Source organism: Acinetobacter chengduensis (genome assembly GCF_003664645.1).
GTDB classification, from domain to species: domain Bacteria; phylum Pseudomonadota; class Gammaproteobacteria; order Pseudomonadales; family Moraxellaceae; genus Acinetobacter; species Acinetobacter chengduensis.
Map to the genome: position 1 here is coordinate 20,836 of NZ_RCHC01000014.1, position 16,616 is coordinate 37,451.

A 16,616-nucleotide genomic window follows, 5' to 3' on the forward strand; every position below is an offset into this window, starting at 1 on the left:
CTCCTTATTTAAAGAATTTACGGAATTCAGGTTTACGTTTTTCTTTCAACGCATTTACGCCTTCACGCGATTCTTCTGTGTCGTAATACAATTTCAATGCATACATGCCCATGCCAGCAATACCCGCTTGATGTGCGGTATCCATGTTGAAGCTACGTTTAGCAATCGCAATTGCAGTCGGGCTACGTTCACAAATTTCTTCTGCCCATGCTTGTACTTCTGCATCTAACTGATCTGCTGGTACACATTTGTTAGCTAGGCCAATATCAACCGCTTCTTGACCTTTGTAACGACGGCATAAATACCAAATTTCACGCGCTTTCTTTTCACCCACAACACGTGCTAAATAAGCTGTACCAAAGCCCGGATCGACAGAACCCATTTTTGGACCAACTTGACCAAAAATTGCATTTTCAGAACAAATGGTTAAATCACAAATCGTTGCTAAAACGTTACCACCACCGATTGCATAACCTTGTACGCGTGCAATGACTGGTTTAGGTACATCACGAATCGCCGTATGTAATTCTTCCATTGGCAGACCAATCGTGCCACGACCATCATAATTACCATCATGTGCAGATTGATCTCCGCCTGTGCAGAATGCTTTTTCACCCGCACCTGTCAGAACAATTGCACCAATTTGACGGTCATAGCCTGCTTTGTTAAGTGCACGGATAATTTCATCACAGGTTTGTCCACGAAAAGCATTCATTTTTTCTGGGCGGTTAATTGTGATCCATGCAACACCATTTTTTACTTCGTATAAAATATCTTCAAAATTCATGATCTTTTCCTTTCCTTGAAAACTACATTTGACTTTTACTGTATATTTTTGAGCGACTCAGAATGTTCTTCATTCCATCGTGCGCAACTACTCAATTAACCATTCATGGTTAAACCGCCTGAAACGCTGAGTACTTGTCCTGTAATAAAGCTGGCATCATCACTTAAGAAAAATGCAATAGATGAAGCAAGATCATCTGGCTGACCTAAACGACCAAGCGGGATAGCACGAGTAAATGCTTCGCGAAGTTTTTCAGGATTTGATGCTCCTTCCGTAACACCTGCTAAAAGCGCGGTATCCGTTGGGCCTGGGCAGATTACATTTACAGTAATATTGTTGCGTGAATGCTCACGTGCTAGCGTTTTTGAAAATGCAAGTAGACCGCCCTTACACGCTGCATAGACTGCTTCGCCAGATGAACCTACACGTGCTGCGTCCGATGCGATATTGACGATACGTCCTTGGTTGCGTTCAACCATCCCTTTAAGCACTGCATGGTGCATATTCAACATGCCAACCAAGTTAATTTGGATCAGTTTTTCCCACTCTTCTGGTACTGATTTAATAAATGGCTTAAAGATATCCCAACCTGCATTGTTCACAAGACCATCGATTGGACCTAGCTCAGCTTCTGTTTTCTCAATCGCCTGATCGACGACTTGTTTATTGGTAATGTCGCACTGTACTGCAAATGCTTTACCACCCGCGTTTTGGATCTCTGTAACTAGTTTTTGTGCAGTGTCCATATTCATATCAAACACAGCAACTTTTGCGCCTTCTTGCGCTAAGCGTTTACAAGTCGCACTGCCGATACCACCAGCACCACCAGTTACAATAATGACTTTATCCTTTAGGCCTTTCATACCAGTATCCTTTCTTGTGTTATTCAGAATTATGATTTTCTAATCGATATATCCAACATAGACAAAAAGGAAATTAATTTCAATTATCCATTAACATATTTCGTTATACGGAATTTAAATAAAATTCTTTTCAACTATCTATCTTATTGTTATATATGGATATAACTTAAATATTCACCATATATTTGTAATATTTTGTTACATATTTTGATGTGATATAAATATTTATAGCTAAAAATTGTAAAAAATCCTCTATTTCACCGTAATCAAAATCATAAATTAGCTTTTAATTACTTATTTATTTCGTATAGTGAAATACATTTATTCCAATAAAAAAATATCAATTTCCTGCTTTTATCCATTTTCATCAAGCATAAAAAAAGGCACTACAATATATGTAATGCCTTTTTTAGATTTTATATTTTTTAAAATTGCGTTTACTTCTCCATTAGTCCAACTAACAATGGAGAACCACGAACGCTTTTGGCTTAAAAAGGACTGATCAATTGCAAAATGCTGCAATACCCGTTTGTGCTCGACCAAGAATCAGTGCATGTACATCATGGGTGCCTTCATAGGTATTCACTACCTCTAGATTCACCAGATGTCGTGCCACACCAAATTCATCTGAAATACCATTGCCACCTAACATGTCACGAGCAACTCGGGCAATATCCAATGCCTTACCACAGTTGTTACGCTTAATCAGTGAAGTTCCCTCGACCGAAGCAATACCTTCGTCTTTCATACGACCAAAGCGCAGTGCAGCCTGTAGACCCAGTGCAATTTCAGTTTGCATATCGGCTAGTTTCTTTTGAACCAACTGATTCGCTGCCAATGGACGACCAAACTGTTTTCGATCCATCGTGTATTGATGGGCTGTATGCCAGCAAAACTCAGCTGCACCCATTGCACCCCATGCAATACCATAACGGGCACTGTTCAGACAGGTAAATGGACCGCGTAAACCTCGAATTTCTGGAAAGGCATTTTCTTCTGGGACAAAGACATTATCCATAACGATTTCACCTGTGATTGAAGCACGTAGCCCTACTTTACCGTGTATCGCTGGCGCAGAGAGTCCTTCCCATCCTTTTTCTAAAATGAAACCACGAATATCACCGACATTGCCTTCTTGCGAAACTTCTTTAGCCCAAACCACAAATACATCCGCAATCGGGCTGTTGGTAATCCACATTTTTGCGCCCGTTAAACGATAGCCACCATCTACTTTTTTCGCACGTGTAATCATACTGCCTGGGTCTGAACCGTGGTCTGGTTCGGTTAGACCAAAACAGCCGATGTATTCGCCAGTTGCCAGTTTTGGCAGGTACTTTTGCTTTTGTTCTTCAGAGCCAAATTCGTTAATCGGCACCATAACAAGTGAACTTTGCACACTCGCCATTGAGCGATAACCCGAGTCTACATATTCAATTTCACGAGCCACCAAACCATAGCTCACATAGTTCAAACCCGCACCACCATACTGTTCTGGAATCGTTGGACCAAGTAGACCTAGTTCTCCCATTTCACGGAAAATTGAAGCATCGGTTTGTTCGTGACGGAATTGTTCTAGCACACGTGGTTGTAAACGTTCTTGGCAGTAAGCATGCGCAGTGTCTCGAATCATGCGCTCTTCTTCAGTCAGTTGCAGTTCCAATAAAAACGGATCTTTCCAGTTGAATTTAGTCGGTTTCATTTTGTTTTTCCTTCATTTATTGTGTTAAGCAGTCGCTGACTTAATCATGTCACGTGCAATAATAATTTGCTGAATTTGGGTTGTGCCTTCATACAAGCGGAACAAGCGCACATCACGATAAAAACGCTCAATAGAATATTCACTGATATAACCAGCACCACCATGAATCTGTAAACAGCGGTCAGCTACACGGCCACACATTTCTGTTGCAAACATTTTTGAACATGACGCTTCTGTACTAATGTTCTCGCCCAAATCACGGCGACGAGCTGCATCTAAAACCATGCATTTGGCTGCATATATTTCAGTTTTAGAGTCTGCCAGCATTCCTTGGATCAACTGAAAGTTTGCAATAGGTTGACCAAATTGTTTACGTTCAATGGCATAATTTAACGCATCATCAAGCATCCGTTCCGCCATACCTGCGCTATAAGCAGCAATATGCAAGCGGCCTTTATCCAATACTTTCATTGCAGTTTTAAAGCCAATGCCTTCAACACCGCCAATCAATTGGTCTTTATGTACACGGCAATTATCGAAAATCACATCACAGGTATAAGAACCTTTCTGTCCCATTTTCTTATCAATTTTACCCAGTGACAAACCTGCAGTGCCTGCTTCAACCAAGAACGCTGAAATACCTGCAGCACCTTTAATTTCAGGATTTGTACGCGCCATAACAGTAAAAGTTTGTGCACGAGGTGCATTGGTAATAAATCGTTTCGTACCATTTAGCACATAATAGTCACCGTCTTTCACGGCTGAAGTTTTCAGCGCTGCCGCATCTGAACCTGAATCTGGTTCAGTTAAACAAAAAGAACCAATAATTTCACCGCTTGCATAGCGAGGTAAGTATTTTTGTTTCTGCTCTTCTGTACCGTCAATCAGAATACCGCTTGAACCAATACCATTATTTGTCCCAATTAAAGAACGAAATGCAGCAGAGGTATGACCCAATTCAAATGCCACTCGAACCTCTTCTTCCATGGTAATACCCAGACCGCCAAACTCTTCTGGAATCGTCAAGCCAAATAAACCCATTTCTCGCATTTGCTGCACTATATGTTCAGGGATCGCATCAGTTTCATCGACTTCATGTTCAAGTGGACGCAATTCATTTTGTACAAAATCACGTAGTGTCGACAATAACTGCTCTAACATCTGTTCATCACGAATCATTTTTTCTCCTAGTCCATTTTTAGGATTAGACTTCCTTTATTTATCAAAATAGTCATTTAATTTCGTTATGCGAAATACATTATCAATATTTTTATGTGGTGACAATTAAAAAGCTTCTAAATTATAAAATTAGTTACAAATTTTAGCCTATTTCTGAAATATTTTATTTTTAACTGGTATTTTGATTGAACAATGAGCAAAATTATCTTAAATTATTTTGTAAATTAAGTTTTGCTATGCGGAATTTTAGAAAAATGAACCAAAATTCAGTTGTTCAAATAGACTATGCATTGCCTTCCATTGCAATTATAAAAATCAATCGTCCTGAAGCTAAAAATGCACTGAACACCCAAGTGCGCAAGTTGCTTGCAGAAGCCGTTGCTCAGCAAGTGGATAATGATGATATTCGCGTGATTGTATTGACAGGTGGTGATGACGTTTTTGCTGCGGGTGCTGATTTAACCGAGCTTGCGGAAGCCAGTTCTATGGATCTGTATTTACGCCGTACTGAACGTTATTGGCAAACGATTGCCAATTGCCCCAAGCCGATTATTGCCGCTGTCAACGGCTTTGCACTGGGCGGTGGATGTGAACTCGCCATGCATGCAGACATAATTATTGCCGGTCAAAATGCTCAATTTGGTCAACCAGAAATCAAAGTCGGCATTATGCCTGGTGCAGGTGGCACCCAGCGCTTAGTGCGTGCCGTTGGTAAGTTTCAAGCCATGCGCATGATCATGACAGGATGTTTAGTTTCCGCAGAAGAAGCGTTTGCCATGGGCTTAGTATCTCAAGTTACAGACGATGCTGAGACCTTAAATACAGCATATAAAATGGCTCAACAAATTGCCAAACTGCCAGCTATTGCCCTTGAACAAATTAAAGAAGTGGTATTACTCAGTGAAGATGTGCCATTAAACGCAGGACTGTCACTTGAGCGTAAAGCTTTTCAGTTGCTATTTAGTACCGAAGATCAAAAAGAAGGCATGGCGGCATTTTTAGAGAAGCGCAAACCAAACTTTCAAGGTAAATAAATTGAGTTAGCTCGTTCTACTTCAACATGGTGGACAGCAGCTTATTGAGGTAAACATGGACAGATTAATCAACAACATTGGTGTGATTGGTGCAGGCATTATGGGCATTGGGATTGTGCAAATTGCAATTCAATCCAATCGTCAAGTTTATTTATACGATGCTCAGCAAGATGCTGCAAAAAAAGCATATGACAAACTCAATACCACACTAAGCAGATTGGTCGAAAAAAATAAAATTTCCCAAACCGACTTAGAACAATCATTAGCGAATTTACATATTGTTGAAAATATTCAGGAATTGCATATCTGTGATTTGGTAATTGAGGCCATTATAGAAAAATTAGACATCAAGCAAAGTTTAATGAAACAGCTCGAAGCTATTGTTCGTCCAGAATGTATCTTAGCGTCGAATACATCTTCCCTTTCAATTACTGAAATTGCAGCGCAATGTCAGCAACCAGATCGAGTAGTTGGTTATCACTTTTTCAATCCAGTGCCATTGATGAAAGTAGTTGAAGTCATTCAAGGTCTGCATACCAACACTAAAATTATTGACCAACTCTCTGAACTCGCACGCAAGATGGGACATCGCCCCGTACGTACCAAAGATACGCCGGGATTTATTATTAATCATGCAGGTCGTGCATATGGAACAGAAGCACTTAAAATTTTGAGTGAAAATGTTGCATCCGTTACTGAAATCGATCTCATTTTGAAAAAATCCTTAGGTTTTAAGATGGGACCTTTTGAACTTCTGGATCTGACTGGCTTAGATGTCTCCCATCCTGTCATGCTGTCAATTTACAACCAATATTATCAAGAGCCACGCTATCGCCCGAATGTATTAACACAACAAATGCTCATTGGGAAAAAACTAGGCCGCAAAACAGGTGAAGGATTTTATAAATACATTGATCAAGCCAAGCAAGAGATTGCAATTATTCCTAAGTACTCAGCACATCGTCATGATTTAAAAACAGTATGGCTTAGTACAGAATTTGATGATGATCATAAAAAACTTAGCACTTATTTAACACAAAAAGGGATTCAAATTAATCTCAATGCTCAGCCCAATAATGAAGATTTAATTCTAATTGCCAATTATGGCGATGACGCAACACATAGCGCACAACGTCTAGGCGTCAATCCTGAACAAGTTGTTTGTATTGATATGTTGGGTAATTTTGAGCAATGCCGCACCTTAATGCCTAGCCTGCTGACTCAGCCAAAAATGATTGAAGCTGCGCTGGATCTATTCAATCAGCCAAACTCCGAAACTATAGTGATTGAAGAAAGCTTAGGCTTTGTTTCACAACGTGTTCTTGCCATGGTGGTGAATTTGGCTTGCGATATGGCGCAACAGAAAATTGCCATAGTTGAAGATATCAATGCCGCAGTGAAACTTGGACTTGGTTATCCATTTGGCCCGATTGAATGGGGCGATGTAATCGGCAAAGAAAAGATTTTAAAAGTTCTCGAGCGTATTTCAAGTATCAGTCATGACCCACGTTATAGACCAAGTCCATGGTTACAAAGACGCTGCAAACTGAATCTATCACTCAACTATCAACGCTAAATTTTTAGATTAAAAAACTTCAAGGAAAGAATGTTATGAATGCATATATATACGATGGCTTACGCACGCCAATTGGTCGCCATGCAGGTAGTCTTGCCAGTATCCGTCCAGATAATCTTGTGGCACAAGTGATTAAATCTTTAGTACAAAAAACGGGTATTGACGCCACTGATATTGAAGAAGTGATCTTGGGTAGCACCAATCAAGCGGGTGAAGATTGTCGAAATGTAGCACGCAATGCTTTATTACTCGCAGAGCTGCCAGTTAGTGTCGCTGGTCAAACTGTCAATCGATTATGTGCTAGTGGTTTAGCAGCTGTTGTTGATGCAGCTCGCGCAATTCACTGTGGTGAAGGCAATCTATATATTGCTGGCGGTGTTGAAAATATGTCACGTGCACCCTATGTTTTAGCCAAAGCTGAATCAGCTTATAGCCGAGATATAAAAATGTTTGATACCACCATTGGCTCTCGTTTTCCAAATCCGGCATTAACAAAAATGTATGGTAATGACTCTATGCCTGAAACAGGTGACAATGTCGCTGAAGCTTTTGGAATTAGCCGTGAAGATTCAGATCGCTTTGCAGCAGCTTCTCAGGCCAAATATGAACAAGCCAAACAAGATGGTTTCTTCAAAGATGAAATTTTGACAATTGAAGTACCACAAGGTCGTAAAGCACCACCGAAAATTGTAGATGAAGACGAACATCCTCGCCCCTCATCAAACTTTGAAGCATTACAAAAACTCAAACCTTTATTTGAAGGCGGTGTAGTCACCGCTGGCAATGCATCTGGGGTCAATGATGGCGCAGCAGCATTACTCATTGGCAACGAAAGTGTTAAACAAAAGTATGGCTTACAACCACTGGCTAAAATTTTAGCTTCAGCTTCTTCGGGTATTGAGCCTCGTATTATGGGTGCTGGTCCAATTGAAGCAATTAATAAAGCCTTAAAGCGTGCCAATATCAGCCTTGATGACATGGACATTATTGAAATTAATGAAGCCTTTGCACCACAAGTTTTATCTTGTCTGAAAGGTTTAAATGTTGCATTTGATGATCCAAGGGTAAATCCAAATGGTGGTGCAATCGCGATTGGTCATCCATTGGGTTGTTCGGGAGCACGCCTTGCATTAACTGTGGCGCGTGAGTTAAAACGCCGCAATAAAAAATATGCAGTGATCAGTTTATGTATTGGAGTTGGACAAGGTTTAGCGATGGTCATTGAAAATACACAGCTAAGCTAAATTGCATTAAATATGTGAAATTACAATTTTTATTGGTTCCGCTATACAGAAACTTAGGCTTTAAAGCTTCAAAAAGTTTTGTATAGCGAAATTTATTGTTATCATACATTGTGTATTGATTTAAAAAACAAATGGAACATCATGAATCATCAAGATGAAATTGCTCTTGAGCAAACAGAAAAAAAAATAAATTTAGATGAAATTCGCCTTGATCCAATTTCACATATTCATCGCGAAAATAATCCGCAATTCATTGCGTCGCTTGCACGTGGCTTGGAAATTCTGCGTTGTTTTACCGCTACAACTCAAATTTTGGGCAACCAAGAATTGTCGCAATTAACAGGTTTACCAAAACCTACCATTGCACGTATTACCAATACCTTAGTTTCTTTGGGTTATTTGAAACAATTACCCAATTCAACAAAATACACCTTAGATACAGGTGTATTAGCACTCGGTTATGCTTCCCTTTCAAATATTTCTGCACGTATCCACGCTCGTCCTTATATGGAAGAAATGGCAAAGTATGCTCAGGCGCCTGTCGCAATGGCAACACGCGACCGTTTAAATATGCTGTATTTAGATGTAGTACAGGCAGAATCGAATTTGACCATGCGTCGCCCGATTGGCTCAACCATTCCACTACACAATACTGCAATGGGACGTGCTTGCTTGGCTGCGCTACCAGAAACTGAACGCGACTTCATTATGGAAGCTTTAGCTAAACGCCATCAAGATGATTGGCCTATGATAAAGCGCGGATTAGAACGTTCATTTCATGATTACCAAAACTATGGCTACTGTTTGTCTTTAAGTGAATGGCATAAAGAAGTAAATTCAGTTGCAGTACCAATGGTACATCCCATCCATGGTTTATTGGTCTTTAACTGCGGAGCGCCAAGCTATTTGGTCAATCAAGAAAAGCTTGAAAATGAAATTGGGCCACGTCTGATCTATATGGTTCAAAATATTCAAGAAGCTTTAAACGCACTTTAAAAAGATATTTTTTTATTCAGTCAAACATTCTCTTGAATAAAAAAACTAGTGCCTGTTAGTTTGCTTTGCCTCGGGTGGTACATCCCAAATCAGTTTTCTTAACTCAATAGTGATTCATTAAAAAAGCCAGTCTGTATTTATACAGACTGGCTTTTTATTTTGGTTATCAAGTATCGTTAAATATGTGACACCAATTCAGGAACAACAGTGTTCAAATCACCCACTAACCAGTAGTCAGCTACTGAGTTGATTGGCGCTTCTTCGTCTTTATTGATCGCAACGATCACTTTAGATTCTTTCATACCTGCCAAGTGCTGAATCGCACCAGAGATGCCTACAGCGATGTACAAGTCAGGAGCAACGATTTTACCTGTTTGACCCACTTGCATATCGTTTGGTACGAAACCAGCATCTACCGCAGCACGTGAAGCACCTTGCGCAGCACCAAGCTTGTCCGCTAATGGATCAAGAACAGTGTGATAGTTTTCACCTGAACCAACACCACGACCGCCTGAAACAACAATACGCGCAGCTGTTAATTCTGGACGTTCAGATTTCACGATTTCTTCAGAAACGAACTTAGAAATACCAGCATCACCAGTAGATGCAACAGTTTCAACTGCAGCAGAGCCTCCTTCGCTTGCAACAGCATCAAATGCAGTACCACGAACAGTCGCAACTACAACAGACTCGCCAGACTCTACAGTTGCAATCGCGTTGCCTGCATAGATTGGACGTTTGAAAGTTTTAGGACCTTCAACAGCAATGATGTCAGTGATCATGCTTACGTCAAGTAGCGCAGCAGCACGTGGAAGTACGTTTTTGCCCGTTGTCGTAGAAGCAGCAAGGATGTGAGTGTAACCCGCACCGATAGAAGCAACTAATTTAGCAACGTTTTCAGCCAATTGATTAGCATAAGCAGCGTCGTCAGCAAGTAATACTTTGCTTACACCCGCAACTTTAGCTGCTTGGTCTGCAACTGCTTGAGCGCCTGAACCAGCTACTAATACAGTGATATCACCACCGATTTTTTGCGCTGCAGCAACAACGTTAAGAGTTGCACCATTTAGTGCTTTGTTGTCGTGCTCAGCGATAACTAAAATACTCATGATTTTTATCCTTCTGTATTAGATCACTTTCGCTTCGTTTTTCAATTTATCTACAAGCTCGTCTACAGACTTCACTTGTACGCCCGCTTTACGTTCTGCAGGAGCTTCAACTTTAACAGTTTTAAGCTTAGTTGCAGGTGAAACGCCATAATCAGCAGGTGACTTAGTATCAAGCGGCTTTTTACGCGCTTTCATGATGTTTGGAAGAGCAGCATAACGTGGCTCATTCAAACGTAAGTCAGTTGTGATGATTGCAGGAAGTGCAAGTTCAACAGTTTGTAAACCACCGTCGATTTCACGAGTCACTTGTACTTTGTCGCCTTCAACTTTAACTTCTGAAGCGAAAGTACCTTGGCCAGCACCTAAAAGCGCGCCAAGCATCTGACCAACTTGGTTAGAGTCGTCATCAATTGCTTGTTTACCAAGAAGGATCAATTGAGGTTGTTCAGCGTCTACAATACCTTTTAGGATTTTTGCAACTTCAAGTGCACCTAACTGGCTGTCGTCAGCTTCAACAAGGATACCGCGGTCTGCACCAAGCGCCATAGAAGAACGGATTTGTTCTTGAGCTTCTTTAGGACCAATAGAAACAACAACGATTTCTGAAACAGTTCCTTTTTCTTTTAAACGAACCGCTTCTTCCACTGCGATTTCACAGAATGGGTTAATTGACATTTTAACGTTCGTTAAGTCAACACCACTGTTGTCCGGCTTAACGCGAACTTTAATGTTGGCATCAACCACACGTTTTACAGCAACAAGAGCCTTCATTTACACTTCCTCAGTTGTTAAATTAAAATTGGTTTTACTCTGTGCTTGGGCCATATCTGCACGTCTATGATTAATTAGCGATAATGCTACAGCGCCGATTAAACCAGCCAAAGCAATCACAAAGAAGTTTTGCTGAATGGGTAAATTTAGCGAAACAATAAAACCAATTAATAGCGGCGCGCCAATTGCACCTAAACGCCCTACGCCAGATGCCAGACCGATTCCCGTTGAGCGAATGACGTTTGGATAAAATTGACCGCAGTATGAATATGCAACGATTTGCGCACCTGTTGAACAAGCACCTACAACCCCAATAATGAAATACAGCATGGTTGTCGACATAGGCAAAGTCATTAAATACAAAAAGGCACTGCCTATAGCATACATAATGACCAATACCCATTTAATGTGGAAGCGATCTGCTAACCAACCACCGCCCACTGCACCAATAATTGCGCCAATATTCAATGCGACCACAAAAGTCAGTGCAGAACCCAATGAATAGCCTGACATTGCCATTAACTTAGTGAGCCAAGTGCTTAATGCATAAACCATAAACAGGCAGGTAAAAAATGCCACCCAAAACATCAGCGTACTAAAAGCTCGTCCATCACTGAATAACAGCCCTACTGTCGGTTTTAAATTATTATTTGGTGAACCATTAACAAAAACTGCATCCGCAGGGAATTGTGCTTGCGGTGCAATTTGCTCGGCAACCTTACGCAGTTCAGCCTGTTTATTATGCTTCACCAAATAAACCACAGATTCAGGCATAGATTTTAAAATAAAAGGTAGCAAAACAATCGGTACACCTGCAGCATAGAACACCACCTGCCAGCCATATTGCATAATAAACTGTTTACCCAAAACTGCCGCTAAAATTCCGCCTACGGCATACCCCGAAAACATTAATGAAGTCATGACATTACGTACTTTCTTAGGTGAATATTCCGTCATTTGAGCAACTACATTCGGCATTACACCGCCAATGCCTAATCCTGCAATAAATCGTACGATACTGAATGTGACTGGGTCATCAGTTAAACCTGCTATCGCAGTAAAAGCACTGAATAAAAATACACAAATGGCAATGGTTAAACGGCGACCAATTTTATCGGCGAGACCACCAAAAAATATAGCCCCAATCATCATTCCAAATAGTGCTGAACTTGCCATAAAACCAGCGGTTGAAGCACTTACATTCAGTTGTTCCATAATCGAAGGTAAAGCTGCACCTGCAACAGAAATATCATATCCATCGATAATGATAATCAGCATGCACCACATTAAAACTTTGGCATGAAAACCGTTGAATTTAGCTTCACTCGCTAAACTCTGGATATCGACTTGACTCATCAATCAACTCCTTGATTGTTATTGTTGTTTTAGTTCACTACTGTTTTAAGCATTCTGTCAGCCATACGCATCCGATTGCATTCTGGAGATTTCTAACAGAAATCAAAAAACCGAACATGTTTATTAAACATCCAATTCAGATTAATAAATATAATTTTTATGTCAATACCATTACATATATTTAAGTTTAAAACACTAATATATAGTGGTTGTTAATTTTATTTATATTTATATGTTGACATATACTTGATTCAACATATGCTTTTCATAAGTCTAATTTACTAAGGAAATAGAACATGCCTGTTGAACTTCACTATGAAAATAATATTGCGATTATCCGATTGAATCGACCTAAAGCTCGAAATGCACTAAATTCAGAAATGATTGAAAAATTGCAAGAAATTGTCTCTGAAATTTCAGAACTGAATCTGCGTGCAGCCATTTTTGTCGGTGAAGGCAAAGCCTTTTGCGCAGGTGCAGATATTACAGAATTACTGAATAAGACTCCTGTAGAACATTTGCATAAAATACAAATCGGTCAGGCCTTATTCCAACAGATAAATGAATTAAAATTTCCGACACTGGCCAGTATTCATAGCATGGCTTTAGGTGGTGGACTTGAATTGGCTTTGGCATGTACATTTCGAATATGTAGCCCTACGGCCGGTCTTGGACTTCCTGAAATAAAACTCGGTTTGATTCCTGGCTATGGCGGAACACAACGTTTACCACGTTTAATTGGTGTATCAAAAGCACTTGAAATGGTTGTCAGCGGCAAAATTGTTTCTGCGGAAGAAGCTTATAATATCGGCTTAGTGAATCAAATTATTGAAATGCAAGATCCGATTGCAAGCGCAAAAGAATATCTAGATGCATTGGCAATACAATTTCCAGCTGCGATTCATCAAATAATGCAAGCCGTTCAATCTGCAACCGATTTAAATATCCATCAAGGGTTGGAATTGGAAGCAGAACTCTTTGTGGAGTGCACTCAAAGCGATGATGCTACTGAAGGTATACAGGCGTTTTTAGAAAAAAGGTCAGCGAATTTTTCTCAAAAATAGCTGTACTAATATTCTAAGCCGATATACTAGCTGCAAATATCATTAGAAAATGTGCTTAATAACTATGTCAGATTCAAAACTTGGAATTTACGATCAATCTTTATATATGATTCATAATCGGCTGTTTTTTCGGTTATTTCAGGTAGGTAATAGTCTAGATCGCCAATGTTTAAATGAACTCGGTATTTCCCCTGTCCATTGGGCAGTAATGGGTGCACTTTCGCGTCCACAACTCAATGATGCAGGTATGTCATTTTCCGATTTAACCGAATACTTAGGGATTAGCCGACAAAGTTTAGACAATGTTTTAAAGCGTTTAGAACGTGAAGGCAGTGTGCAGCGTGTTACCTCCGATGAAGATAAACGGGCTAAAAATGTAGCACTCACACCATTAGGGCAACAAAACTGGCTAGACCTTCAGGAGCATTTTTTTCATTTCTATCATCAAGCGATGTCTGGCTTTGCTTTGGATGATTTAGCCAGCTTAATTCATTTACTCAATAAGTTAAATGTAGGTCTTAAACAGATCGATCTTAAACAACTAGGTACTGACGTGAATTAAAATTATTTTTTATATCTAGCGAACTATCATGCTCTGAACTAAAAAATTGGGTGTTTAACTAAAATCACAATATCAATCTTAAAGGGAATTTATATGCAGCAACATACATTGGTCGATCAAGTCATTAATTCAAGACATTCGGTACGTGCTTTTAAAACGACTCCAATTGAAACACAAACGATCAAAGACATTTTAACGGTGTCTAGTCGTGCTCCATCAGGCAATAATATTCAGCCGTGGAAAGTTTATGTGGTCACTGGACAAAAACGAGAAGCCTTGATACAGAAGGTTTGTGCAGCACAAACCGAAATTTTCACCCATCCAGAAAAAGCTGATTTGTATCAAGAAAGCTTTAAATATTATCCGATAAAATGGACTTCGCCATTTATTGAGCGCCGCCGTGAAAATGGTTGGGGCTTGTACGGTTTATTGGGTATTCAAAAAGGTGAACAAGATAAAATGCAACAGCAGCTTTTACGCAATTATCAGCTGTTCGATGCACCTGTGGGTTTATTCTTTACCGCCAATACGATCTTAGAAACAGGTTCAAAAATGGATATTGCAATGATGATCCAAAATGTCATGATTGCTGCCAAAGCCCGCGGCATTGACAGTTGTCCGCAAGCCGCATGGAATCCTTTTCATCAGGTGGTTGCAGAGGTTTTGGATATTCCAGACGATGAAGAACTGGTTTGTGCGATTTCTCTAGGTTATGCAGATGAGTCTGAAGTGGTCAATCAGCTGCAAACACCTCGTGTCCCAGTTGAAGAATTTGCTATTTTCTACGATTAAATCTAAAAATTAAAGAGGCACAAAAGTACCTCTTATTTTAATTTTACTGAATAATTTTTTTATCTCTTAGAATCGCTAGCTCAGTTTCAGAAATAAATCGGTTTAAAATTTTGTCTGTATCCTCCCCTAAATAAGGGGGAGTTTTAACATATTGTACTGGCGTTTTAGAAAGTTTAATCGGTGAACCAATAGAAATATAATCTGAACGTAATGGATGTTCCATTTTTATAACCATTTCGCGCGATATAACCTGTTCTTCTTCTAATGTTTGTTGTAAATCATTAATCATACCTACAGGAACCTTAACCGCATGAATCCGCTCGACCCAATATTTTGCAGGCTGAGCCATAAAATGCTGTTGTAATAACTCAGTGACTTCTTCACGATATGTTACACGACCCTTATTTTTTGAAAATTTTGGATTTTCAGAAAGCTCTGGCAAACCAATACATTCACATAACATCTGGAACTGTTGGTCATTACCACAAGCAATAATAAACTCACCTTCTTTCGCTCTAAAGACTTGGTATGGCACAATATTGGCGTGCGCATTGCCTAAACGTCCAGGTACTTTGTCTGACGTTAAATAATTCATTGCCAATACCGAAAGTGAAGCAACCTGAGTGTCGAGAAGAGCCATATCTATATGTTGACCTTCACCAGTACTTACTCGTGAGAGTAAAGCTGCCTGAATGGCAATTGCTGAATATAATCCTGTAGTTAAATCTGCAAATGCCAACCCTGCCTTCTGTGGTCCACCTCCAGGGAGATCATCACGCTCACCCGTGACACTCATCATTCCGCCCATACCTTGTATAATAAAATCATATCCCGGCTCAGCAGCTCGCGGGCCTGTTTGCCCAAAGCCTGTTATTGAGCAATAGACCAACTTAGGATTTAATTTACTAAGACTTTCATAATCTAAGCCATATTTTTTCAATGAACCAGCTTTATAGTTTTCAATAAGAACATCACTGTCTACGACCATTCGTTTAATAAGTGCCTGGCCTTCTGCTGAAGCCATATCAATAGCTACAGAATACTTTCCACGATTTGTAGATAAATAATAAGCAGACTCGCCTGTTTCATTACCATGATCACTTTTTAAAAAAGGAGGTCCCCAAATACGAGTATCATCTCCATGAAATGGCTTCTCAACTTTGATAACCTCTGCACCCAAATCTGCTAATATTTGGCTACACCAAGGCCCTGCCAAAATTCGACTTAAGTCAAGAACTTTAAATCCTGTTAATGCGCCCATAATTTCCCTCAAATTTTCTAATTAAAGTCTTAAGCCTTCATTCGTTAGGCATTTGCCCTAATTTTCCTTTAAAATTATAAAATGATTAAAAGAAAAACTAACTGGCATAACCAATAAAATTGTGGAAAAAAACATCAAGTTGTATTATGTTAAATTTAGAAAATTTTAATTATTTCACATAATGCCAAACATCAGCATCCACATAATTTTCATCGATATGGTAGCCCTGTACTATAACTTCTTTTGCATCAATTTCTCTTGATTTCTTATTAGCTCATTTGCAAATTGATCCTAGACAGTATTGTGGGCAACCAGCCCCTCTA

Annotated in this window: 15 protein-coding genes; 7 read left to right on the plus strand and 8 right to left on the minus strand. The window is 39.7% G+C overall.

Translation table 11 applies throughout. From position 1 onward, the window contains the following. Positions 1 to 4: 4 nt before the first annotated feature. From badI to D9K81_RS12555, 4 genes are all read right to left on the minus strand, one after another. Positions 5 to 787 (minus strand): 2-ketocyclohexanecarboxyl-CoA hydrolase, encoded by a 783-nt coding sequence (badI, locus tag D9K81_RS12540; RefSeq protein ID WP_121523322.1) that lies wholly within the window; start codon positions 785 to 787, stop codon positions 5 to 7. Positions 788 to 882: 95 nt separating this feature from the next. After that, a complete protein-coding gene (gene badH / locus D9K81_RS12545; protein WP_086179310.1) occupies positions 883 to 1,650 on the minus strand; it encodes a 2-hydroxycyclohexanecarboxyl-CoA dehydrogenase in 768 nt (255 codons plus the stop codon). Positions 1,651 to 2,152: 502 nt separating this feature from the next. Then, positions 2,153 to 3,349, minus strand: coding sequence for an acyl-CoA dehydrogenase (locus tag D9K81_RS12550; protein WP_121523324.1), 1,197 nt, complete (start codon positions 3,347 to 3,349; stop codon positions 2,153 to 2,155). Between the two features lie 24 nt (positions 3,350 to 3,373). Further along, positions 3,374 to 4,528 (minus strand): acyl-CoA dehydrogenase family protein, encoded by a 1,155-nt coding sequence (locus D9K81_RS12555; protein WP_121523326.1) that lies wholly within the window; start codon positions 4,526 to 4,528, stop codon positions 3,374 to 3,376. A 254-nt stretch (positions 4,529 to 4,782) separates the two neighbouring features. On the opposite strand from D9K81_RS12555, the gene D9K81_RS12560 reads away from it, so the two are divergent. The 4 genes from D9K81_RS12560 to D9K81_RS12575 all read left to right on the plus strand — a co-directional run bounded on the left by D9K81_RS12560 (position 4,783) and on the right by D9K81_RS12575 (position 9,378). Then, complete coding sequence (locus D9K81_RS12560) at positions 4,783 to 5,562, plus strand: enoyl-CoA hydratase (protein WP_121523328.1); 780 nt, start codon at positions 4,783 to 4,785, stop codon at positions 5,560 to 5,562. Positions 5,563 to 5,617: 55 nt separating this feature from the next. After that, positions 5,618 to 7,138 carry a 3-hydroxyacyl-CoA dehydrogenase gene (locus tag D9K81_RS12565; RefSeq protein WP_121523330.1) on the plus strand — a complete coding sequence of 507 codons (1,521 nt, stop codon included), beginning with the start codon at positions 5,618 to 5,620 and terminating at the stop codon, positions 7,136 to 7,138. A gap of 35 nt (positions 7,139 to 7,173) precedes the next feature. Beyond that, complete coding sequence (locus D9K81_RS12570) at positions 7,174 to 8,382, plus strand: 3-oxoadipyl-CoA thiolase (protein WP_121523332.1); 1,209 nt, start codon at positions 7,174 to 7,176, stop codon at positions 8,380 to 8,382. A gap of 141 nt (positions 8,383 to 8,523) precedes the next feature. Further along, positions 8,524 to 9,378, plus strand: a complete 855-nt coding sequence (locus D9K81_RS12575) for an IclR family transcriptional regulator (protein ID WP_121523334.1) — start codon at positions 8,524 to 8,526, stop codon at positions 9,376 to 9,378. Positions 9,379 to 9,554: 176 nt separating this feature from the next. Here the strand turns inward: D9K81_RS12575 and D9K81_RS12580 are convergent, their stop codons facing one another. From D9K81_RS12580 to D9K81_RS12590, 3 genes are read right to left on the minus strand one after another with little or no spacing between them, the layout of a single operon-like run. Beyond that, complete coding sequence (locus D9K81_RS12580) at positions 9,555 to 10,487, minus strand: FAD-binding protein (protein WP_121523336.1); 933 nt, start codon at positions 10,485 to 10,487, stop codon at positions 9,555 to 9,557. Positions 10,488 to 10,505: 18 nt separating this feature from the next. After that, positions 10,506 to 11,258 carry an electron transfer flavoprotein subunit beta/FixA family protein gene (locus D9K81_RS12585; protein ID WP_121523338.1) on the minus strand — a complete coding sequence of 251 codons (753 nt, stop codon included), beginning with the start codon at positions 11,256 to 11,258 and terminating at the stop codon, positions 10,506 to 10,508. Further along, the gene (locus D9K81_RS12590; protein WP_121523340.1) at positions 11,259 to 12,614 is read right to left on the minus strand and encodes an MFS transporter; all 1,356 of its coding nucleotides are present in this window, start codon (positions 12,612 to 12,614) and stop codon (positions 11,259 to 11,261) included. Between the two features lie 296 nt (positions 12,615 to 12,910). Between D9K81_RS12590 and D9K81_RS12595 the strand changes: the two genes are divergently transcribed. The 3 genes from D9K81_RS12595 to D9K81_RS12605 all read left to right on the plus strand — a co-directional run bounded on the left by D9K81_RS12595 (position 12,911) and on the right by D9K81_RS12605 (position 15,032). Continuing rightward, positions 12,911 to 13,678: an enoyl-CoA hydratase/isomerase family protein gene (locus D9K81_RS12595; protein ID WP_121523342.1), complete on the plus strand. Its 768-nt coding sequence runs from the start codon at positions 12,911 to 12,913 to the stop codon at positions 13,676 to 13,678. Between the two features lie 64 nt (positions 13,679 to 13,742). After that, the gene (locus D9K81_RS12600) at positions 13,743 to 14,240 is read left to right on the plus strand and encodes a MarR family winged helix-turn-helix transcriptional regulator (protein ID WP_121523344.1); all 498 of its coding nucleotides are present in this window, start codon (positions 13,743 to 13,745) and stop codon (positions 14,238 to 14,240) included. Between the two features lie 87 nt (positions 14,241 to 14,327). Beyond that, positions 14,328 to 15,032, plus strand: a complete 705-nt coding sequence (locus tag D9K81_RS12605) for a nitroreductase (RefSeq protein WP_121523346.1) — start codon at positions 14,328 to 14,330, stop codon at positions 15,030 to 15,032. 43 nt (positions 15,033 to 15,075) lie between these two features. Here D9K81_RS12605 and D9K81_RS12610 read toward each other — a convergent pair whose 3' ends face one another. Next, positions 15,076 to 16,293 carry a CaiB/BaiF CoA transferase family protein gene (locus D9K81_RS12610; RefSeq protein WP_121523348.1) on the minus strand — a complete coding sequence of 406 codons (1,218 nt, stop codon included), beginning with the start codon at positions 16,291 to 16,293 and terminating at the stop codon, positions 15,076 to 15,078. Positions 16,294 to 16,616: the final 323 nt, after the last annotated feature.